This window comes from Thalassobellus sediminis (genome assembly GCF_044386045.1).
Taxonomy (GTDB): domain Bacteria; phylum Bacteroidota; class Bacteroidia; order Flavobacteriales; family Flavobacteriaceae; genus Thalassobellus; species Thalassobellus sediminis.
Genome location: NZ_JBISCD010000038.1, coordinates 269,363 through 288,609, shown reverse-complemented (window position 1 = coordinate 288,609; position 19,247 = coordinate 269,363). Strand labels below are relative to the sequence as shown.

The following is a 19,247-nucleotide window of genomic DNA, read 5'->3' as shown; positions in this document are numbered from 1 at the left end:
AATTTAAAAAAATAGTTTACGTATTGATAATTATCAAGTTGTTTTTTAGCTATTAATTTAAATTTAGTTCGTCTTTAATTAAATATCGTTTTTTATCTTGTTTTGTGCGTAATATAATTTCGCCTAAAAAGCCTGCTACGAAAAATTGTGTTCCGATGATCATGGTAACAAGTGATATATAGAATTGAGGACGTTGTGTTATAAGTCGTCCAGAAGGATTTAAAAATAATTTATCGACGCCTAGGTAGGTTGCAAAGCCAAAACCAATGGCAAACATAATAAAACCTAAAGCACCAAATAAATGCATAGGACGTTTGCCAAAGCGTGATAAAAACCAAATGGTTATTAAATCTAAAAAACCATGAACAAACCGATTCATTCCAAATTTGGTTTCGCCATATTTTCTAGCTTGATGCTGCACTACTTTTTCGCCAATTTTTGTAAAACCAGCATTTTTAGAGAGTACAGGGATGTAACGATGCATTTCGCCATTAACATCAATATGTTTAACAACTTCTAATTTGTAAGCTTTGAGTCCGCAATTAAAATCATTTAATTTAACACCAGAGGTTTTTCTAGCAGCCCAATTAAATAATTTTGAAGGGAGGTTTTTTGAAATAACAGAATCATAACGCTTCTTTTTCCAGCCAGAAACTAAATCGAATCCATCTTTTACAATCATATTGTAAAGTTCTGGTATTTCATCAGGATTGTCTTGTAAATCAGCATCCATAGTAATAACTACATCGCCTTTAGCTTTTTCAAAACCTGCATGAAGTGCTTGCGATTTTCCAAAGTTTTTTAAAAACCGAATACCTTTAGAGTTTTCGTTTTTTATAGATAATTGTTTAATAATATTCCAAGAATCATCGGTACTACCATCATCAATAAAAATGATTTCATATGAAAAATGATTGGATTGCATGACTTTTGCAATCCAATCATGTAATTCAGTTAAAGAGTCTTGTTCGTTAAGTAGTGGTATAACTACAGATATATTCATTTATATATTTTCAAAAATAATATTCAAAAATACTGAATTTATTTAAGTAGAACTATTCTTCTTTCTTCATTACTAATCCTCCTATTAGAGAGTAAATTAATCCAAAAATAGCACTAAAAGCTACCCAAACTGCAGAACCAAGAAAAGGGTTTTGAAATTTTTTCATCATTTCCAATTGTTTTTCTACAATTTCAGGAGATAAATTTGGGTTTTCCATTAATTTTTCACCAGTTCTCTCAATTACTTGTCCCATAAACTCTGGGTCTATTATGTAGTTGAAAATTAAGCCGTAAATAGCATAAACTAAAGCACTTATGACTCCTATTAATAAACCTATTTTTATTGCAGTTGCTAGGCTTAAAATACCATTGTTTTTTTTCTTGTAATTACTAATGGCATAAATTATTACAACTGGGAATATTACATAATAAATTGTATTTGGCCATTGTACTCCATCGAGAGCCATTCCGTTACTATATGTTATAATTGAAATAAGCATAATAATAATGCCTAAAATCAAACCGTAATTAATAGAGAAATTTCCAAGAGTTAGTTCTTTTGTTTCCATGTTTTTATTGGTTTTAAAGTTGTTTAGTTGGTTAGTATTCAAAGATAATAAAACGTTACATTTATATTAGAAATAAAAAATATTAAAAAGTGTTGTAGATTTATAAAAATTACTTAAATTTGCACTTCCAAAATTGAAAAGAATTAAAGCATTTAGCGATGAGAAAAGGTATACACCCAGAAAATTATAGAATAGTAGCATTTAAAGATATGTCTAATGATGATGTGTTTTTAACAAAGTCTACTGCAAATACTAATGAAACTTTAGAAGTTGATGGTGTTGAATACCCATTAGTAAAAATGGAGATTTCAAGATCATCTCATCCATTTTATACTGGTAAATCTAAATTAGTAGATACTGCTGGTCGTATTGATAAATTCAAAAACAAATACGCGAAGTTTAAAAAATAATTTAGCGTTATATTTTATATTTAAAAGCCTTTCAGTAATGAAAGGCTTTTTTGTTTTATACAATTAAACTATTTTTGATTAAACTTAAGTTTAGGTTAATAGCAATAATTATAAACTTATTAAATTTTAAAATGAATTACATCCTTTTTGACGGGCCGTCTCGTAATAACCTATTGCCTTTTACATATACAAGACCCGTTGCCGATATTAGAGTGGGTATATTGACCATTAGAGAAAAGTGGGAAATGTTTTTAGGAGTAACTACCACAACGGTTACCGAAGATTATTTGTCTGATAAATATCCTATGGTAGAAATGGAAGAGAACATTATGATTAATGCGTCTTATCTTCCAAATTTAGAATTAGTAAGTATTATTAAAGATTTAAAGGAAAATCAAGCTGTTTTTGATGGCGACAATATTATAGCTTTTTTTGCTAAAGAATCGCAAGAAGATATTGATTTTGATACATTTGATGCTATAGAATTTACCAGTGATATTATTAAAATTGAAAACACTTGGGACATTTTTTCTAAAAATGGTGATGCTATTCAAGAAGATTTTAATTTAATAACATCGGGTAGAGAATCACAGCCAATCCCTAAAAGTAATAATATTATTGCTCCAGAAAATATTTTTATTGAAGAAGGTGCTTCTTTAGAATTCACAACACTAAATGCAACTAATGGCCCCATATATATAGGTAAAGATGCTTTAATTATGGAAGGCACTCTTATTCGTGGACCTTTTGCTTTATGTGAAAGTGCGGTTGTAAAATTAGGCGCTAAAATTTATGGGCCTACAACAGTAGGGCCTCAAAGTAAAGTAGGAGGAGAGATTAATAATGCTGTTATTTTTGCTAATTCAAATAAAGGACATGATGGTTTTTTAGGGAATTCTGTTTTAGGTGAATGGTGTAATTTAGGAGCAGATACTAATAACTCTAACTTGAAAAATAATTATGCAGAGGTTAGATTATGGGATTATCAAACTGAAGGTTTTGCAAAAACAGGTTTGCAGTTTTGTGGACTCATGATGGGCGATCATAGTAAATGCGGAATTAATACCATGTTTAATACAGGAACTGTTGTAGGTGTGAGTGCTAATATTTTTGGAAGTGGTTTTCCAAGAAACTTTGTGCCAAGTTTTAGTTGGGGAGGTAATAGTGGTTTTACAACCTATTTAACAAAAAAGGCTTTTGAAGTAGCAGAAGTTGTTATGTCTAGGCGTCAAATTGAATTTACACAGCAAGATAAAGATATTTTAGAACACGTTTTTGAAGAAACAAAGAAATATAGGCGTGAATAGATTAATTTAACGCATTGGTAATTAATGTTTTAAATTGATGATTGATTTCAAAATATTATATTTGTTTGAATCTAGTCTTTCTCTTATGATCAATTGGTGTTGTGTTTTTATTTTTTTTATTGGAATAATATCCTATTCTCAAACAGAAAATTATACTGTAATAAATCATAATATTAATACCGAATATCCTCATTTTGGTTTGATGCGGGTTGGTAAAAAAATACTTTTTACATCTTATTTATTAGATAAAAAAGGACGATTAAAACGTTTTCAGGGGAGTACTATATTAACTATTTTTGAAGGCGATGTAGCTAGTTCTGGTAATATTGAATCTGTAAAATTGCTTGAAATAGATTCTAAACAAAATATACCTCAAATTACAAGTGCAACAAAATCTGCTGACGGTAAATTACTTTATATATCAACGCTTTATACTTTTAAAAACAGACCTAAAGGCGACTTTAAAGATACTAATTTCCATATAGCAGTTGGTGAGTATAAAGAAGGTGTTGGTTGGACAAATTTTAAAGTACTTCCTTTTTGTAAACCTAAATATTCATATACACACCCATCATTAAGTAAAGATGGTAATGTATTGTATTTTACAGCAAATCTACGAGGCGGAAAAGAAACCACTAAAGGAGGTTCTGATATTTTTAAAGTAGATGTTTTAGGGGCTAATACTTTTAGCGAACCAAAAAATTTAGGTAGTGAAGTGAATTCTTATAGTAAAGACATGTTTCCTGTTATAGCTGACGATAACACGTTGTATTTTGCGTCAAATAGACCAAACGGATTTGGAGGTTTCGATATTTATAAAAGTATTATGAATACTGATGGGACTTTTGGTAAAGCTGAAAAATTGCCTAAACCTATAAATAGTAATAAAGATGATTTTTCCTTTATTATGAATCAAGATAATGTGTCTGGATATTTTTCATCTAAGCGAGAAAAAGGAAAAGGTGATGATGATGTCTATTATTTTAAATTAAATTAGCTTTATGTTAGGTATTCTTTTGTTATATTTTATAGGGAAACGATTTTATGATTTATCTGAAGAGTTTAATCAAAATAAATTGTTGTTTACAATATTGAGCATCGTTGTTTATTATGGTGTAGGATTTTTGTTTGTAATGATTATTGCAGTTTTAGATATGTTTGTTTTTGAATGGGGTTTTGACTGGGAAAAAAGTTATGGAATGAATTTACTTGTAATTCCATTTGGTTTACTTGCTGTATGGGCTTTTTATATGTTTTTAGAAAACAGATGGAAAAAATCAGTAGTAATCGTTAAAGATGAAATTAATGATATTGGAAAAAATATTAATTAAGAGAACTAATCTTTTCTCACCCGTTTTAAATCAATCATATTAATAGGGTTTATTCCTAAACCTTTTACGTTTTTTCTTGTAAAACGCACTACTTCATCATAAAATAAAGGTACCATAAGCGCTTTATCCATAGCCAAAGAATCTATTTTTGTGTATAAGAGTTTGCGTTCTTCAATGTTTGTTATAGTAAAAGCTTTGTTGTATAAGCTATCAACTTCTTTACTCTTATAGTGGAAGTAATTTGATCCGTTTGGAGCAAAGTTTTTACTGTAGAATATCGATAAATAGTTTTCGGCATCTAAATAATCGGCAATCCAAGAGCTTCTAAACATATCTACTTTTCCGTTAGATCGAGCACTTCTTAAAGTAGCTTCTGGCATGACATCTACATGAATATTGAGTCCGGTTTTTTCAAGTTCACGCTGTATAAATTCACAAAAACTGAGATAATTACTTGTAGTTGTTAAGTTAATTTCAGGATTAATTATACCGCTTTCTTTTTTAAATTGCTCAACAAGTTGTTTTGCTTTTTCTGGTTGGTAAGTAAAACCAATAGATTTATCATGACCAGCAAGACCAATGGGAATAAAACCACCATTGGCTGGATTACCAATGCCGTTTCGTAAATAAATCATCATTTTTTTTCTATCAAAACCATAGTTAATGGCTTTTCTTATGAGTTCAGATTGTATTTCGGGGGTTTCAGAATCTAGATAGAACCCTAAATATTCAGTATTTAAATAAGGGCCTCGAATCATATCTACTGTAGATTTGTATGTGTCTCGAAGTCTTCCGTCGGCTGTTAATAATTCGTCTTTGTATGAAGCATCCAATCCAGATAAATAATCAATATTTCCTTGTATAAATTGTAGAAACTCACTTTGTTTATCAGGTAAAAAGGTTAATGCTACGGCCTCTAAATAGGGTAATTGTTTGCCGTTTTTATCTTTTTCAAAATAGAGTTCGTTTTTTCTAAAAACAAGTTTTATGTTTTCTTCCCAGCGTTTAAATTTAAAGGGACCTGTTCCTATTGGCTGTGATCTAAATTCAGAACCATAATGTTTAACAACCTCTTTAGGAACTACCGAGCAATATTTCATGGTAAGTAATCCTATGAAAGCAGGGAATGGTTGCTTTAAAGTAATTTGAAAAAGGCTATCGTTAATAGCTTTAAAACCATCTACTTTATTTAAAACCCAACTGCCTGGAGCTGCTAGTTTTTTATCTATTAATCTGTTTAAACTAAATTCAAAATCGTTGGCTACAACAGTTCTTGTTGAGTCTTTTCCGAAAAGAACATGTTTGTGAAAATAAACATCGTTTCTTAGTGAAAACTGATAGGTTTTTCCATCATCAGAAATTGTCCAATTTTTAGCAATACATGGTAAAATATTTAAAGCACTATCTAATTGTACTAAGCCATTGTATAATTGATTGCAAACCGAATTATCTTGTAATGTTCTAGAAAAAGCAGGGTCTAAGGTATTAATGTTTGCATATTCGTTATAGCGAAAAGCAAGTGTATCCATTTTTTTTGATTCTTTATTATTACAAGAAGTATTTAAAAAAATGATAAATACACTTAAATATAAAAGGGTTGTATGTTTTTTTATCAAATTACTATATGTTAAGGTAATTCAAAAATAAAGGTTTTATTGTCTATTTCTAATTATTTCAAAAAGTTTAAAATATAAATGTGACTTTTTAAAAAGTAATGTGTCTTAAATGTGATGAATATTGCTATTATCAATAAAATAAACTCTCTCATGTTTATTTAATTATAATGTTATGGTTTTAAGAAGAGCGTTTCTATTAGAAGCGCTCTTTTTTTATTAAATTTGCATGTTTTTATATGAAAAATGAATTCTAGAAAAAAAGTCGCATTTTATACTTTAGGTTGTAAGCTAAACTTTTCTGAAACATCTACTATTGCTAGGAGTTTTAGGGATGAAGGTTTTGATCGTGTAGATTTTTCTGAAAGAGCTAATATCTATGTTATAAATACTTGTTCTGTTACTGAAAATGCAGATAAGCGTTTTAAAACCATAGTAAAACAAGCTCAAAAAGTAAATTCAGAAGCTTTTGTAATTGCAATTGGATGTTATGCGCAATTGAAACCTCAAGAATTAGCCGATGTAGATGGTGTTGATTTGGTTCTTGGAGCTACTGAGAAGTTTAAAATAACCGATTATCTTAATGATCTTTCTAAAAATGATTTAGGAGAAGTTCATTCTTGTGAAATTGAAGAAGCCGATTTTTATGTAGGCTCTTATTCTATAGGAGATAGAACACGTGCATTTTTAAAAGTGCAAGATGGTTGTGATTATAAGTGTACCTATTGTACTATTCCATTAGCACGTGGTATTTCAAGAAGTGATACCATGAGTAATGTTTTGAAAAATGCTCAAGAAATTTCGGAACAAAACATTAAAGAAATTGTTTTAACGGGGGTAAATATTGGTGATTATGGTAAAGGGGAATTCGGAAATAAAAAACATGAGCATACATTTTTAGATTTAGTTACCGAGTTAGATAAAGTTAAAGGTATTGAGCGTTTACGAATTTCTTCAATAGAACCCAATTTATTAAAAAATGAAACCATTGATTTAGTTTCAAAATCTAGAGCTTTTGTACCGCATTTTCATATTCCATTACAATCTGGAAACAATGAGATTCTTAAAAAAATGAAACGCCGTTATATGCGAGAGTTGTATGTAGATAGAGTTTTAAAAATAAAAGAAGTCATGCCACACGCTTGTATAGGTGTTGATGTTATTGTTGGTTTTCCAGGAGAAAGCGATGATCATTTTTTAGAAACGTATAACTTTTTAAATGAATTAGATATTTCTTATTTACATGTTTTTACTTATTCTGAACGTGATAATACTGAAGCAGCAGACATGGATGATGTAGTTCCAAATAATGTAAGAAGCAAACGTAGTAAAATGCTACGAGGGTTATCTGTTAAAAAACGTCGTGCTTTTTATGAAAGTCAGATTGGGACTAATAGAACTGTTTTATTTGAAAGTGAAAATAAAGAAGGTTATATACATGGTTTTACCGAAAACTATGTAAAAGTTAAAACCCCTTGGAATCCAGAATTAGTCAATAAATTACAGCATGTAATACTCAATAATATTGATGATGATGGTTTAGTTCGTTTTGATTTTGTTAAAAATGATGCTCTAATAAATTAGCAAATACTTCCTTTTAAGTTGATTTAATTGATTTTAAACGATTTTTTTTGATGTATTTGTTTTACAAGTATAAGTTTGGTGTAACCTAAATTTTAAACTAAGTCCCCAAAACTATTAGTTATGAAAAAGCACCTACTGTTATTAACAACTCTAATTGTTGTATCATTCTTTACTTCCTGTACAACTGAAGAAATTAATCAAGACACAAATTTATTAGGTGTTTGGGAGTCAACTTCTTTAAATGTAAATTCAACAGAAACACATAAACTAATATTTGGTGATAAAAATACAGGATTGAGTATTCAAGAAACTATTTCTATTTCTAGTGAAATAATATCAAGTGCCACTTCTTTTAATTGGAATGTAAATGATGATGTTGTAACAATTGTTGAAGATAATATAACTCAAAAAACATTTATTATTAATTCAGAAGGGCAACTTGTTTTAAGTAGCTCTCAAGATTTACGTTTAAATAAAGTGTCTGATGATTATTCAAAATATTATTAAAATTAAGAATCATAAATATTAAAAAAGCCAAAACTTAATAGTTTTGGCTTTTTTAATTGTTTTTTTTAGAAAATTATATTCTCACACCTACAGGTAACATACGTTTGTATTTTCTGTTACCTCGTACAAATTTTGCAATTTCAGGACTTGTAGGAACTACACTTAGGTTTCTGGCTTCAATTTCTTCAAAAACCATAGCTAAAAATTCTTTGCTAAAATTTTCATCTTTAATTTCTTCTGGAATAATAAGCTTAGTTAAAAAAATCTTTCGTTCTTGGAGTGAATATTCAATTTTTGCTAAATGATCGTCAATTTTTATTTCAAACTGACGTAAAAAATCATTATCTATTAATTCAGCAGCATCAATCATGTTGTAAAATTTTTATTTCAATGGAATCTAAATAGCGAATACTAATTTAGTAGCTTTGTAATGCAAAAATACAAAAAAAAATCGTTAAAATAAAGTAAAAAAATGGTTAATGTCTTATGGGTCAAGAGATAATACATGTTTACCTTATGCCAGGAATGGCAGCCAGTCCGAAAATTTTTGAATATATTAAATTACCTGAAAGTCAATTTAAAATCCATTATTTACAATGGATTATGCCTTTTGATGATGAGTTACTCGCAAATTACGCATTTAGAGTCTCTCAATTTATAAAACATGAAAATATTGTTTTATTAGGAGTATCGTTTGGTGGAGTATTGGTTCAAGAAATAAGTAAGCATATAAAAGTAGGTAAGTTAATAATTGTTTCTAGTGTTAAATCTGTATATGAAATACCAAAACATATGTTATTAGCAAAAGCGACTAAGGCATATAAATTAGTTCCCACACAATTAGCAAGTAATATTGATGTATTAGCTAAATATGCTTTTGGCACTGTTGTTTCTAAGAAATTAGAGTTATATAAAAAGTATTTGTCTGTTAATGATAGTAAATATTTAAGTTGGGCTATAAAAAATATGGTATGTTGGAATCAAGAAAATTATAATCCAAATATTATACATATTCATGGCGATAATGATGCCGTTTTTCCTATCAAAAATATATCTAATTGTACTTCAATAGATAAAGGTACTCATATCATGATTATTAATAAATATAGATGGTTTAACGAAAATTTGCCTCGTATTATTTTGAACGAATAACAGAAGCAATTCAATTATTTTTTTTAACTTTAAACAAAACTTATTAAAGATGAAGATAGTACAAAAAGCCTTAACGTTTGTGGGATTACTAAGTTTGTGTGCCTTATTTATTTATGCCCTACAAGATGCTCCAACCGATGAAAATTTTGAAACAAAATTAATAAACGATTATAATGTTTATGCGCTTCAAGTTCCTGAGAATTTAGATTTTGCAGGAGAAACCATGCCACTTAAAAATCCAGATATTTTAGAACGTATGGATCGCGAATTGTTGGTAAATACTTATTGGCAATCTAATGGTTTGTTAATGTTTAAACGTGCCAAAAAATATTTTCCAATTATGGAGCCTATTTTAGAAAAATATGGAATCCCTCAAGATTTTAAATATCTAGCGGTTATAGAAAGTGGTTTAACAAATGCAGTTTCTCCTGCAGGGGCAAGAGGTGTATGGCAAATAATGCCAGCTACTGGTAGAGAGAATGGTTTAGAGGTAAATAAAAATGTAGACGAACGTTATAATTTAGAAAAGGCAACTGAGGTTGCTTGTAAATACTTGTTAAAATCGAAAGAAGAATTAGGCTCTTGGACACTTGCTGCTGCCGCTTATAATGCAGGAAATGCTGGGGTTTCTAGACGTTTAAAAGAGCAAGGTGTTGATAATTATTACGATTTATTATTAGGAGAAGAAACAGGGCGTTATTTGTTTAGAATTGTGGCTTTAAAGGAGATTTTATCAAACCCTTCAAAATATGGGTTTAACTTTAGAGATAAAGATTTATATAATAATGTGCCTACATATAAGGTTGAAGTAGACACAGCCGTAGCCGATTTTTCAAAGTTTGCACAAAACTATGGTATTAATTATAAAATACTAAAACTACACAACCCTTGGTTGCGTGAGTCCCATCTTAATAACAAATCTAGAAAATTATACACTATTGATATTCCTAAAGAAGGATATTATAACTTACAGTAAGTTTTAGCTAACAAAAAATACTTGTTTTAGATGAAAGTTTATAAATCAAAAATTAGCTACCGGTTATTGCTATTTATTTTTTTGATTTTAGTTTTATCCTTCGGTTTTGGAATTTTTAAAGCAGAATCAATACAAAGTATAATTATTCCTATTGGTGTTTTTATTTTAATATTTGGTTTTGTATTACACTTATTTTTAAACACCAAGTATGCTATAATAAATAGCGTTTTAAAAATTAAATCAGGGTTTTTGTATTATAAAGAGTTAGATATTCATTCAATAAAATCTATCTCTAACTCAAATAGTTTGATGTCATCTCCAGCAGCTTCACTAGATAGAATTGAACTAAGTTATGGTAAATATACTTCAGTAATTATTTCGCCAAAAGATAAGTCTAATTTTATTAAGGATTTAGTTAAGATAAATCTGAATATTTTGGTAAAGCAATAATTTACCCTCTACGTTTCTGTGCTCTTATAGAGCCACCTGTTCCGTAATGTTGATTAGGAGCTTGGGCACGTTTCATATTTTGCTTCATCTCCTTAATTTGATCTGTAAGCATACCTTGTTTATCTAACTTTTGAGCTTCAGATAAAAGTTTTTGAGCTTCTTGTTTTCTGCGTTTAGAAAAAGCAATACCAGATAAATTTAGTTTTGCCATTGCTAAATCATGATCCATAGACAAACCTAAAGAAATGGCTTTTTTGAAATATTTTTCAGCTTCATTTATATTACTTTGAGACACCATAATACCATGTAAGTAGTTAAAGTAACCTTGTTGTTTTGTTACTAAAGCACTTTCAGGGTTTTTAATTTTATTAAGCCATTTTTTTGCGCCTTCAAAATCTTGTTTACGCAATCTTAAAAAAGCTAATAGAATAAATTCATTCTTAAAATAAAGGAAAATGAAAATTGTAGAAAGTAAAATATACATAATGCCGTTACCTATATTCCCTTCTGTAAATTGATAAACAGCAAAAGCAATAATACTAGCTGCAATTATAAGTTTTATGATTTTATTGTACATTTTTATTTAGTTTGATGTGTGTTATAGGCGTACTTTTACGTTCAAATTAACGCCATTTTTAATTTAGATTGCAAAGAAACTAAAATTTTATTAAAAATTACTTATACCTTTTAAACAAAAAACAACTGGTTATCCCAAATAAATAGAGGTTTTTCGGAAACTTTTTAGCTTGTGAAAATTAAATAAAATATTTTTTCAAAAATGATTTGCAAAGTAATAAAGGCTTTGTATATTTGCCGTCAGTTTTGGGGAAGCGCCAAACTATAAAATATACATTTCAGATTTTAAAGACATAAGATAATGAGTAAAAGAACATTTCAGCCATCAAAAAGAAAGAGAAGAAACAAACATGGTTTCAGAGAAAGAATGGCTTCTGCTAATGGTAGAAAAGTTTTAGCACGTAGAAGAGCTAAAGGAAGAAAAAAATTATCTGTGTCAACTGAATCTAGACATAAAAAATAATGATTAACAATTGTTAATAATTTAAAGGTGTTGCTTAATAGCAACGCCTTTTTTTATATCTAGTAATGTCTATTTTTGTAACAAATTATAATTCAATATATAAACAGTAAAAATGCCAAAAAAATCTAAACTTAAATCAATTTTAATAATTGGATCTGGGCCAATTGTTATTGGGCAAGCCTGTGAGTTTGATTACTCGGGAACACAAGCTTTAAGATCTCTAAGAGAAGAAGGAATAGAAACGATTCTTATCAATTCTAATCCAGCAACTATTATGACAGATCCTTCTATGGCTGATCATGTTTACTTGTTACCTCTTACTACAAAGTCAATTATTAAAATCCTTAAAGATCATCCTCAAATAGATGCCGTTTTACCAACAATGGGTGGTCAAACAGCATTAAATTTATGTATTCAAGCTGATGAGAAAGGTATTTGGAATGATTTTAATGTAGAAATTATAGGTGTTAATATTGATGCCATAAATATTACTGAAGACAGAGAGCAGTTTAGAGAGTTGATGCTTAAAATTGGGATTCCTATGGCACCTCAAGCTACTGCTACTTCATATTTAAAAGGAAAAGAGATTGCTCAGGAATTTGGATTTCCTTTAATTATTAGAGCTTCATTTACTCTTGGAGGAGCTGGAGCATCATTTGTTTATAAAGAAGAGGACTTTGATGAATTATTAACGCGTGGATTAGAGATTTCTCCTATTCATGAAGTTATGATTGATAAGGCTTTAATTGGATGGAAAGAATATGAATTAGAACTTCTTAGAGATTCAAATGATAATGTTGTTATTATTTGTTCTATAGAAAATATGGATCCTATTGGAATTCATACTGGAGATTCTATTACAGTAGCTCCTGCCATGACTTTAAGTGATAAAACGTTCCAGAAAATGCGTGATATGGCTATTCATATGATGCGTAGTATTGGTGATTTTGCAGGTGGTTGTAATGTGCAATTTGCTGTGTCTCCAGATGAAAAAGAAGATATTATTGCTATTGAAATTAATCCACGTGTATCACGTTCGTCAGCATTGGCTAGTAAAGCTACTGGATATCCAATTGCAAAAATTGCTGCTAAATTAGCTTTAGGCTATCATTTAGATGAATTAAACAATCAAATTACAAAATCTACTTCAGCTTTATTTGAGCCAACCTTAGATTATGTAATTGTAAAAATACCACGTTGGAACTTTGATAAATTTGAAGGTTCAGATAGAAAATTAGGTCTTCAAATGAAATCTGTTGGTGAGGTAATGGGAATTGGACGTTCGTTTCAAGAAGCCTTGCATAAAGCAACTCAATCATTAGAAATTAAACGTAACGGATTAGGAGCTGACGGAAAAGAGAATAAAAATTACGATCAGATTATTGAAAAGCTTACAAATGCATCATGGGATCGTGTGTTTATTATTTATGATGCCATTGCTATGGGAATTCCATTAAGTAGAATTCACGAAATCACAAGAATAGATATGTGGTTTTTAAAGCAATATGAAGAGTTACATTTTTTAAGAAATGAAATTTCAACTTTTACTATTGATACTATAGAGAAAGATTTATTACTAGAAGCGAAGCAAAAAGGTTATGGTGATAGACAAATAGCGCATATGTTGGGCTGTTTAGAAAGCCAAGTATATAGTAAACGTGAAGAACTAGGTATTAATCGTGTTTATAAATTAGTTGATACGTGTGCTGCCGAGTTTGAAGCAAAGACGCCATATTATTATTCAACGTTTGAAAGCGATATGGAAACTGCTGATGGTAATCGTTATGCAGATAACGAAAGTGTTGTTACCGATAAGAAAAAAGTGATTGTATTAGGTTCTGGTCCAAATAGGATTGGACAAGGCATAGAGTTCGATTACTGTTGTGTTCATGGAGTTTTAGCAGCTGCTGAAGCGGGTTATGAAACGATTATGATTAACTGTAATCCTGAAACAGTTTCAACCGATTTTGATACTGCCGATAAATTATACTTCGAACCTGTTTTTTGGGAGCATATCTATGATATTATCAAGCATGAAAAACCAGAAGGTGTTATTGTGCAGTTAGGTGGGCAAACGGCTTTAAAACTTGCTGAAAAACTAACTAAATACGGTATTAAAATATTAGGAACTAGTTTTGAAGCTTTAGATTTAGCTGAAGATAGAGGATTGTTTTCTAACTTATTAAAAGAAAATAACATTCCTTATCCGCAGTTTGATATTGCTACAACAGCCGATGAAGCAGCAGCCATAGCCGATGTGTTAGACTTTCCAATATTAGTACGTCCATCTTATGTTCTTGGAGGACAAGGGATGAAAATTGTGATTAATAAAGAAGAGTTAGAAAAACATGTGGTTGATTTGCTTAGCAGAATGCCAGGGAATCAATTGTTATTAGACCATTATTTAGATGGAGCTATTGAAGCAGAAGCAGATGCTATTTGTGATGGAGAAGATGTTTACATAATTGGTATTATGGAACATATTGAGCCATGTGGTATACATTCAGGCGATAGTAACTCGTTATTACCACCATTTAATTTGGGAGATTTAGTAATGCAGCAAATTATTGATCATACTAAAAAGATAGCTTTAGCACTTAATACGGTTGGTTTAATAAATATTCAATTTGCTATTAAAGACGATACCGTTTATATTATTGAAGCCAACCCTAGAGCGTCTAGAACGGTGCCATTTATTGCAAAAGCTTACGGAGAACCATATGTAAATTATGCAACCAAAGTGATGTTGGGTGATAAAAAAGTTAAAGACTTTGATTTTAAACCTAAATTAGAAGGCTACGCTATTAAGCAACCAGTATTCTCTTTTGATAAATTCCATAACGTAAATAAAAAGCTTGGTCCAGAAATGAAAAGTACAGGAGAAAGTATCTTATTTATCGATGGTTTAAAAGATGATGAATTTTACGATTTATATTCAAGACGTAAAATGTATTTGAATAAATAATAAGTAGATATTTAATTAAATAAAAAAAGCCGCTAATAGCGGCTTTTTTATTGATTGTTTTATTTCTTTTTAAGTTTAAAGTTAAAAGAAACCTCTATATCTTCTGAAATTTTACTTTTAACAATTTTAGGAATTTTTATATCATAATCAGATGCATTTGTTTTAAATGTTCCTGTAATAATAATGTTCCCATCATTACTAATTGAAATATTTAAAGGTGTCGACTCAAGGCTTTTTGTTTTACCATGAAAAGTTATCATGCCGCTACAATTAAAACGTGTAGTGCTTTCAGATAGTTTATTTATAGAAAAATTGTTTATTTTTCCTTTAAAAGTAGCTTTAGGATAAGTGTCAGATTCAGCATAATTTTCATTAAAGTGCTCTTCCATTAATGCATTTTTAAACCTGAATCCTTTTACTAATATTAATGCTGCTAGCTCTCCGTTTTCTGAATTGATAATTGCTGTTACAGAATTGTTGGTGGCTTTAACTTCTTCAAAAGAAGGTACAGAAGCTTCAAAAGTTACTTGTCCTGTTTTTGTTAAATATTTTTCTTGGGCAAATATATTTAAGCTAATAAAAGCTATGGCATATAATAGTTTTTTCATAATTACTTTATTTAACTTAATATACAAATCAAAAATGTTGCCAAAATTAATTTTCTAAAAGACCGTCGTCTTTCCACTTTTGTATCATTTCTCTTGTAGCTAATGGCATTTGTCCTGATGGAGGCATTACAGCTGATCCAGAACTATTAATCCGATTTAATATTGAATTTACACTATTTTTAACTTGAGTATACGTTGTAAATGAAGATGGCGCGCCTCCTGTTGGTGGTGTTCCGTGACATTGAATACAATTATCATTCATAATTGTTTTAATATCTTTATCATAAGTTGTTTTTACAGTTGTGTCTGGATCTTGAGTTGAATCTGAAAGATCTTCAGTACTACTGTTAGAGCAGTTAAATAGAATTAATGCTACTGAGAATGTGTAAAGTAAATTTATTGATTTCATAAGTTTATTTTTAGTTTTTTTTAGAATCTTCGGCTTAAATTAAAGCCAAAATAAATATTTCCATCACTCCAATCTCCCGATCCTTGACCTAAAAATCCATTGGTATTCATAGCTTGCGCATTAGTAAAATGCATTTGGAATACATGTCCTCCAGTTTCTAAGTCTATACCAATAGATAACGGATTTTTAAAAGGAGAATTGTCTGCCCTATTTAAATGATAACCATAATCTGCATTTATAGACCAGCGTTTGTTAAGTTTATAGCGTCCACCAAAGCCAATTGCATATTGCGAATTATCTTGATTATCCATAATAACATAATTATCATGAAAAAAAGTAGGAGCTAATTCAAAAGAGAAATTGCTGTTAATTTTTCTAGATATTAATAATTGGGCGGTATATCCTAAACGGTGTTTAAATTCAAGCAATGGTAAATTAGCTTTTTCTAAAGCAGTATTAATTAAAATAGAATTATAGCCTACTATTGTAAAAGGAGAACCACCATCTTTTTGTCTTAAAAGTTTGTATTTTAAGGATATATCATAAATTTTTAATAAAGAACTTCTTGAAATACCAATATTCAAGTTATTTGTAATACCAAACACGAAATTTAATCTTGTAACTGCTTCATCTAGACCAAAAAAGGTATCGATACCATTTTTAAGACTTCCAAATCGATGAGAAACTATAAATGTAAATTCTTTTTTTGCTACTAATTTAGTCGATTCGAAATTTACAATTTTTAAGCCTTTAAAAGCTGCTGTTGCATATTCAGTCCCTGTTGAATCAGAATCAATTTCATTTAACAAATCATTTTGAGAATAGGTAAATAAAGGTAATGATAAGAGAAGTATTAAGAGTTTTTTCATTCTGTTTTAAAATTTGTTTTGTTTGATGTGTTTTATTATTCCTTTATGAATTTTTTGGTACTTGTTTTTCCTTCAGAAAATATTTTAATTAAATAAATACCTTTACTCCAAGAAGAAACATCTATTGAAGTATTTAAATTAGAAATTGTTTTATTAAATATTTGTTTTCCTAAAATATCAAAAGCATTAATGGAAGCTTTTTTAGTAGTATTTGGTAATACAATATTCAATTTTGATGATGTAGGGTTTGGAAATAAACTAAAATTAGATGCTAAGTTATTGTCGTCTATGCTAAGTGTAATACCGCTAGAGGTAGCGCCTCTATTAGAGCTACCATGGTTTCCTAGATTAAAAGTAGCGCCATTTCCTCTAGCCCAAACTAAATTTATTGAAGTATCTGAAGTGCTGAAAACATAGTCATTACTTTCTCCTGTATTTAATACTCGAGTTGCAACCAATGTTCGCTTTCCAGAAGTAACTGTGTTTGATGTTACAGTCCAATCTTGATTATTGTCAAGTATAGGTGTGCTGCCTAGTCCTGTAAAGGTTCTATCTGTTAAGGTTGTACCTGTAAATATAACAACATCTTTATTTGTGGACATCGCACTAGTTCCAAAGCCCAATGCTAACCATCTATCATCAGGACCAATTAATGTTAATGTAACTTTAGCAGATGTTATGTCTATTTGTGCTGTGTATTCTAAACCATTAGTAGACGATAAATTTATAATTCCTGTAGAACTGGTTTGAGAATAGGAAATCATACCAATTGTTAAAATGAATAGAAATAAATTAATTTTTTTCATTTGGTTGTTTTTTTATAAGGTTTAGTAGTTCTTCGTTGTTGTTAATAAAAGCATAATCGTAAGCTGATTTTCCATTATTGTCTTTTAAGTTGTATTTAGCTCCAGATTTTACTAATAATTTTGCAATATCTGTAAGTTTAAAGAGTACAGCATAATGTAATGCTGTTGTTCCATTTGGATCTGTAATATTTGGGTCTGCTTTTTTGTCTAATAAAAGTTTTGTAATTTTTATATTTCCTTTTACAACAGCAGCCATTAATGGCGTGCCATATTCACTAGAGCCATTAATGTCTTTTACTTTGTCTATTAAAAAAGAAACTATATTATTATTTCCATGATAGCACGCTAAAATTAAAGGAGAGTAACCAGAATTATTCGTTGTATTGATAATGTTTGGGTTTGCTTTATATAATTTTAATATTTCTTCAACTGTTCCGTTACGGCAAACATCATATATGTCTTTTTGCGCATATAATGAAGAACAGAAAATTAATAGTATTAGAAAGTAGTTTTTTTTCATTTTTTTAGAATTGTACATTGATCTAGTTTTACTTGTTCTAATAAATCATCATAACCTATAACCCTTCCTTTTACTTTAATTGGTGAATTGTTTACTGGGGTATTTTGAGTGTTATTTATAAGTTGGCAAAAGACCTTGTTGTCTAAAGTAAGGTTGTTAGCGTTTTTTTCTGTAATATTTCCTTCTATTTCTATGGTTTTATTTAAATATTTTTTTTCTGAAGCACTAGGGTTTATAGAAAATTCATTTAAAATCGTAGTTGGGGTTAATGAAAAATCAGTTTGCTCAGAATTTATATCTCGATGATCTTGATATATATAATTGTAACCTATAATAGCTAATAAAATTATAAAAATAAATATAATTATTTTACGCATTTTAACAGAGGTGTTTAATGATACGACTTAAAAATACGTAATAATTTATATTATTTTAAATCTATTTTGGCATTTTGTGCTTTTATAGATTCAATATGTTCTTCAATTTTAAATTCTGAAGATTTAAACTTATTAGACCTTGTTTTAGCTTGTTCTTGTCTTGTGATACTCCTAGCAAAGCGTCTAACACTTTGTTCGTTATCTAATATAATTCCAGGAACTGGTACGTTTTTACCGTTTTCATCTTTAGCAACCATGGTGAAATAAGATGAATTACAGTGCTTAGTTTCTCCTGTTTGAATATTTTCTGATTCTACACGAACACCAACAACCATAGAGGTTCTTCCTGTATAATTTATAGAAGCTTTTAATGTAACTAGCTCCCCAACTTCAATAGGATTTAAAAAATCAACTTTGTTTACAGATGCTGTAACGCAGTAATGTCTAGAATGTTTAGAAGAGCAAGCAAATGCTATTTGGTCCATTAAATTTAGAATATAACCACCATGAATTTTACCGCTAAAGTTAGAGTGTGCAGGCAGCATTAATTCTGTAATAGTAACTTGTGATTCTCTAGGGTGTTTATACATGAGTGCTTTAACTTTTAATTATTTTATACAACTAAAGTAGTAATATATTCTTCTAGATAAATCAGGTGAATAACATTTTTAATGAGTTCTGAAATTTTTATCTAAAAATAATAATTTTAATAATTATTAATGCAAGAATTGCGCAATACAGTAATTAGGAAAG

At 29.4% G+C, this 19,247-nt stretch carries 23 protein-coding genes; 11 read left to right on the top strand and 12 right to left on the bottom strand.

Translation table 11 applies throughout. The features are described 5' to 3' along the window. Positions 1 to 52: 52 nt before the first annotated feature. Together ACH5TW_RS04705 and ACH5TW_RS04700 are read right to left on the bottom strand one after the other, a co-directional pair. Entirely contained in the window at positions 53 to 1,003 is a 951-nt protein-coding gene (locus ACH5TW_RS04705) for a glycosyltransferase family 2 protein (protein WP_439335324.1), read from the bottom strand. Positions 1,004 to 1,055: 52 nt separating this feature from the next. Continuing rightward, a complete protein-coding gene (locus ACH5TW_RS04700) occupies positions 1,056 to 1,571 on the bottom strand; it encodes a DUF4199 domain-containing protein (protein WP_439335323.1) in 516 nt (171 codons plus the stop codon). 158 nt (positions 1,572 to 1,729) lie between these two features. Between ACH5TW_RS04700 and ACH5TW_RS04695 the strand changes: the two genes are divergently transcribed. The 4 genes from ACH5TW_RS04695 to ACH5TW_RS04680 all read left to right on the top strand — a co-directional run bounded on the left by ACH5TW_RS04695 (position 1,730) and on the right by ACH5TW_RS04680 (position 4,619). After that, positions 1,730 to 1,981, top strand: coding sequence for a type B 50S ribosomal protein L31 (locus ACH5TW_RS04695; RefSeq protein WP_439335322.1), 252 nt, complete (start codon positions 1,730 to 1,732; stop codon positions 1,979 to 1,981). Between the two features lie 131 nt (positions 1,982 to 2,112). Continuing rightward, positions 2,113 to 3,288 carry a GlmU family protein gene (locus tag ACH5TW_RS04690; RefSeq protein ID WP_439335321.1) on the top strand — a complete coding sequence of 392 codons (1,176 nt, stop codon included), beginning with the start codon at positions 2,113 to 2,115 and terminating at the stop codon, positions 3,286 to 3,288. Positions 3,289 to 3,373: 85 nt separating this feature from the next. Beyond that, positions 3,374 to 4,285 (top strand): TolB family protein, encoded by a 912-nt coding sequence (locus ACH5TW_RS04685; protein WP_439335320.1) that lies wholly within the window; start codon positions 3,374 to 3,376, stop codon positions 4,283 to 4,285. Positions 4,286 to 4,289: 4 nt separating this feature from the next. After that, the gene (locus tag ACH5TW_RS04680; RefSeq protein ID WP_439335319.1) at positions 4,290 to 4,619 is read left to right on the top strand and encodes a hypothetical protein; all 330 of its coding nucleotides are present in this window, start codon (positions 4,290 to 4,292) and stop codon (positions 4,617 to 4,619) included. A gap of 5 nt (positions 4,620 to 4,624) precedes the next feature. Here ACH5TW_RS04680 and ACH5TW_RS04675 read toward each other — a convergent pair whose 3' ends face one another. Beyond that, the gene (locus ACH5TW_RS04675; protein ID WP_439335318.1) at positions 4,625 to 6,148 is read right to left on the bottom strand and encodes an ABC transporter substrate-binding protein; all 1,524 of its coding nucleotides are present in this window, start codon (positions 6,146 to 6,148) and stop codon (positions 4,625 to 4,627) included. 330 nt (positions 6,149 to 6,478) lie between these two features. On the opposite strand from ACH5TW_RS04675, the gene mtaB reads away from it, so the two are divergent. Both mtaB and ACH5TW_RS04665 read left to right on the top strand, forming a co-directional pair. After that, positions 6,479 to 7,816, top strand: a complete 1,338-nt coding sequence (mtaB, locus tag ACH5TW_RS04670) for a tRNA (N(6)-L-threonylcarbamoyladenosine(37)-C(2))-methylthiotransferase MtaB (protein WP_439335317.1) — start codon at positions 6,479 to 6,481, stop codon at positions 7,814 to 7,816. Between the two features lie 120 nt (positions 7,817 to 7,936). Then, positions 7,937 to 8,323 carry a hypothetical protein gene (locus ACH5TW_RS04665; RefSeq protein ID WP_439335316.1) on the top strand — a complete coding sequence of 129 codons (387 nt, stop codon included), beginning with the start codon at positions 7,937 to 7,939 and terminating at the stop codon, positions 8,321 to 8,323. 73 nt (positions 8,324 to 8,396) lie between these two features. Here ACH5TW_RS04665 and ACH5TW_RS04660 read toward each other — a convergent pair whose 3' ends face one another. Next, entirely contained in the window at positions 8,397 to 8,693 is a 297-nt protein-coding gene (locus ACH5TW_RS04660) for an N-acetyltransferase (protein ID WP_439335315.1), read from the bottom strand. A 116-nt stretch (positions 8,694 to 8,809) separates the two neighbouring features. On the opposite strand from ACH5TW_RS04660, the gene ACH5TW_RS04655 reads away from it, so the two are divergent. The 3 genes from ACH5TW_RS04655 to ACH5TW_RS04645 are packed head-to-tail and all read left to right on the top strand — an operon-like array spanning position 8,810 to position 10,901. Beyond that, the gene (locus tag ACH5TW_RS04655; RefSeq protein ID WP_439335314.1) at positions 8,810 to 9,475 is read left to right on the top strand and encodes an alpha/beta hydrolase; all 666 of its coding nucleotides are present in this window, start codon (positions 8,810 to 8,812) and stop codon (positions 9,473 to 9,475) included. Positions 9,476 to 9,524: 49 nt separating this feature from the next. After that, entirely contained in the window at positions 9,525 to 10,451 is a 927-nt protein-coding gene (locus ACH5TW_RS04650) for a lytic transglycosylase domain-containing protein (protein ID WP_439335313.1), read from the top strand. Between the two features lie 30 nt (positions 10,452 to 10,481). After that, complete coding sequence (locus ACH5TW_RS04645; protein WP_439335312.1) at positions 10,482 to 10,901, top strand: PH domain-containing protein; 420 nt, start codon at positions 10,482 to 10,484, stop codon at positions 10,899 to 10,901. 1 nt (position 10,902) lies between these two features. On the opposite strand, the gene ACH5TW_RS04640 is transcribed toward ACH5TW_RS04645, so the two are convergent. Then, positions 10,903 to 11,478 carry a tetratricopeptide repeat protein gene (locus ACH5TW_RS04640; protein WP_439335311.1) on the bottom strand — a complete coding sequence of 192 codons (576 nt, stop codon included), beginning with the start codon at positions 11,476 to 11,478 and terminating at the stop codon, positions 10,903 to 10,905. 300 nt (positions 11,479 to 11,778) lie between these two features. Between ACH5TW_RS04640 and rpmH the strand changes: the two genes are divergently transcribed. Both rpmH and carB read left to right on the top strand, forming a co-directional pair. After that, entirely contained in the window at positions 11,779 to 11,940 is a 162-nt protein-coding gene (rpmH, locus tag ACH5TW_RS04635; RefSeq protein ID WP_188215129.1) for a 50S ribosomal protein L34, read from the top strand. Positions 11,941 to 12,052: 112 nt separating this feature from the next. Next, positions 12,053 to 14,905 carry a carbamoyl-phosphate synthase large subunit gene (carB, locus tag ACH5TW_RS04630; protein ID WP_439335310.1) on the top strand — a complete coding sequence of 951 codons (2,853 nt, stop codon included), beginning with the start codon at positions 12,053 to 12,055 and terminating at the stop codon, positions 14,903 to 14,905. Positions 14,906 to 14,964: 59 nt separating this feature from the next. Here carB and ACH5TW_RS04625 read toward each other — a convergent pair whose 3' ends face one another. From ACH5TW_RS04625 to ACH5TW_RS04595, 7 genes are read right to left on the bottom strand one after another with little or no spacing between them, the layout of a single operon-like run. Beyond that, complete coding sequence (locus ACH5TW_RS04625; RefSeq protein ID WP_439335309.1) at positions 14,965 to 15,513, bottom strand: YceI family protein; 549 nt, start codon at positions 15,511 to 15,513, stop codon at positions 14,965 to 14,967. A 46-nt stretch (positions 15,514 to 15,559) separates the two neighbouring features. After that, positions 15,560 to 15,922 carry a hypothetical protein gene (locus ACH5TW_RS04620; protein WP_439335308.1) on the bottom strand — a complete coding sequence of 121 codons (363 nt, stop codon included), beginning with the start codon at positions 15,920 to 15,922 and terminating at the stop codon, positions 15,560 to 15,562. A gap of 20 nt (positions 15,923 to 15,942) precedes the next feature. Further along, on the bottom strand, positions 15,943 to 16,791 hold the full coding sequence (locus tag ACH5TW_RS04615; protein WP_439335307.1) for a DUF5777 family beta-barrel protein: 849 nt from the start codon (positions 16,789 to 16,791) through the stop codon (positions 15,943 to 15,945). A gap of 35 nt (positions 16,792 to 16,826) precedes the next feature. Continuing rightward, on the bottom strand, positions 16,827 to 17,597 hold the full coding sequence (locus ACH5TW_RS04610) for a T9SS type A sorting domain-containing protein (RefSeq protein WP_439335306.1): 771 nt from the start codon (positions 17,595 to 17,597) through the stop codon (positions 16,827 to 16,829). Beyond that, a complete protein-coding gene (locus ACH5TW_RS04605; RefSeq protein ID WP_439335305.1) occupies positions 17,584 to 18,117 on the bottom strand; it encodes an ankyrin repeat domain-containing protein in 534 nt (177 codons plus the stop codon). The genes ACH5TW_RS04610 and ACH5TW_RS04605 overlap by 14 nt, the downstream gene beginning before the upstream one ends. After that, positions 18,114 to 18,494 (bottom strand): OB-fold protein, encoded by a 381-nt coding sequence (locus ACH5TW_RS04600; RefSeq protein ID WP_439335304.1) that lies wholly within the window; start codon positions 18,492 to 18,494, stop codon positions 18,114 to 18,116. The genes ACH5TW_RS04605 and ACH5TW_RS04600 overlap by 4 nt, the downstream gene beginning before the upstream one ends. A 50-nt stretch (positions 18,495 to 18,544) precedes the next feature. After that, a complete protein-coding gene (locus tag ACH5TW_RS04595; RefSeq protein ID WP_439335303.1) occupies positions 18,545 to 19,084 on the bottom strand; it encodes an acyl-CoA thioesterase in 540 nt (179 codons plus the stop codon). Positions 19,085 to 19,247 lie beyond the last annotated feature (163 nt).

Bases quoted from the DNA above. Each gene is read 5' to 3' on its own strand.
- ACH5TW_RS04705 (WP_439335324.1), bottom strand. From the start codon at position 1,003: ATGAATATATCTGTAGTTATACCACTACTTAACGAACAAGACTCTTTA.
- ACH5TW_RS04700 (WP_439335323.1), bottom strand. From the start codon at position 1,571: ATGGAAACAAAAGAACTAACTCTTGGAAATTTCTCTATTAATTACGGT.
- ACH5TW_RS04695 (WP_439335322.1), top strand. From the start codon at position 1,730: ATGAGAAAAGGTATACACCCAGAAAATTATAGAATAGTAGCATTTAAA.
- ACH5TW_RS04690 (WP_439335321.1), top strand. From the start codon at position 2,113: ATGAATTACATCCTTTTTGACGGGCCGTCTCGTAATAACCTATTGCCT.
- ACH5TW_RS04685 (WP_439335320.1), top strand. From the start codon at position 3,374: ATGATCAATTGGTGTTGTGTTTTTATTTTTTTTATTGGAATAATATCC.
- ACH5TW_RS04680 (WP_439335319.1), top strand. From the start codon at position 4,290: ATGTTAGGTATTCTTTTGTTATATTTTATAGGGAAACGATTTTATGAT.
- ACH5TW_RS04675 (WP_439335318.1), bottom strand. From the start codon at position 6,148: ATGGATACACTTGCTTTTCGCTATAACGAATATGCAAACATTAATACC.
- mtaB (WP_439335317.1), top strand. From the start codon at position 6,479: ATGAATTCTAGAAAAAAAGTCGCATTTTATACTTTAGGTTGTAAGCTA.
- ACH5TW_RS04665 (WP_439335316.1), top strand. From the start codon at position 7,937: ATGAAAAAGCACCTACTGTTATTAACAACTCTAATTGTTGTATCATTC.
- ACH5TW_RS04660 (WP_439335315.1), bottom strand. From the start codon at position 8,693: ATGATTGATGCTGCTGAATTAATAGATAATGATTTTTTACGTCAGTTT.
- ACH5TW_RS04655 (WP_439335314.1), top strand. From the start codon at position 8,810: ATGGGTCAAGAGATAATACATGTTTACCTTATGCCAGGAATGGCAGCC.
- ACH5TW_RS04650 (WP_439335313.1), top strand. From the start codon at position 9,525: ATGAAGATAGTACAAAAAGCCTTAACGTTTGTGGGATTACTAAGTTTG.
- ACH5TW_RS04645 (WP_439335312.1), top strand. From the start codon at position 10,482: ATGAAAGTTTATAAATCAAAAATTAGCTACCGGTTATTGCTATTTATT.
- ACH5TW_RS04640 (WP_439335311.1), bottom strand. From the start codon at position 11,478: ATGTACAATAAAATCATAAAACTTATAATTGCAGCTAGTATTATTGCT.
- rpmH (WP_188215129.1), top strand. From the start codon at position 11,779: ATGAGTAAAAGAACATTTCAGCCATCAAAAAGAAAGAGAAGAAACAAA.
- carB (WP_439335310.1), top strand. From the start codon at position 12,053: ATGCCAAAAAAATCTAAACTTAAATCAATTTTAATAATTGGATCTGGG.
- ACH5TW_RS04625 (WP_439335309.1), bottom strand. From the start codon at position 15,513: ATGAAAAAACTATTATATGCCATAGCTTTTATTAGCTTAAATATATTT.
- ACH5TW_RS04620 (WP_439335308.1), bottom strand. From the start codon at position 15,922: ATGAAATCAATAAATTTACTTTACACATTCTCAGTAGCATTAATTCTA.
- ACH5TW_RS04615 (WP_439335307.1), bottom strand. From the start codon at position 16,791: ATGAAAAAACTCTTAATACTTCTCTTATCATTACCTTTATTTACCTAT.
- ACH5TW_RS04610 (WP_439335306.1), bottom strand. From the start codon at position 17,597: ATGAAAAAAATTAATTTATTTCTATTCATTTTAACAATTGGTATGATT.
- ACH5TW_RS04605 (WP_439335305.1), bottom strand. From the start codon at position 18,117: ATGAAAAAAAACTACTTTCTAATACTATTAATTTTCTGTTCTTCATTA.
- ACH5TW_RS04600 (WP_439335304.1), bottom strand. From the start codon at position 18,494: ATGCGTAAAATAATTATATTTATTTTTATAATTTTATTAGCTATTATA.
- ACH5TW_RS04595 (WP_439335303.1), bottom strand. From the start codon at position 19,084: ATGTATAAACACCCTAGAGAATCACAAGTTACTATTACAGAATTAATG.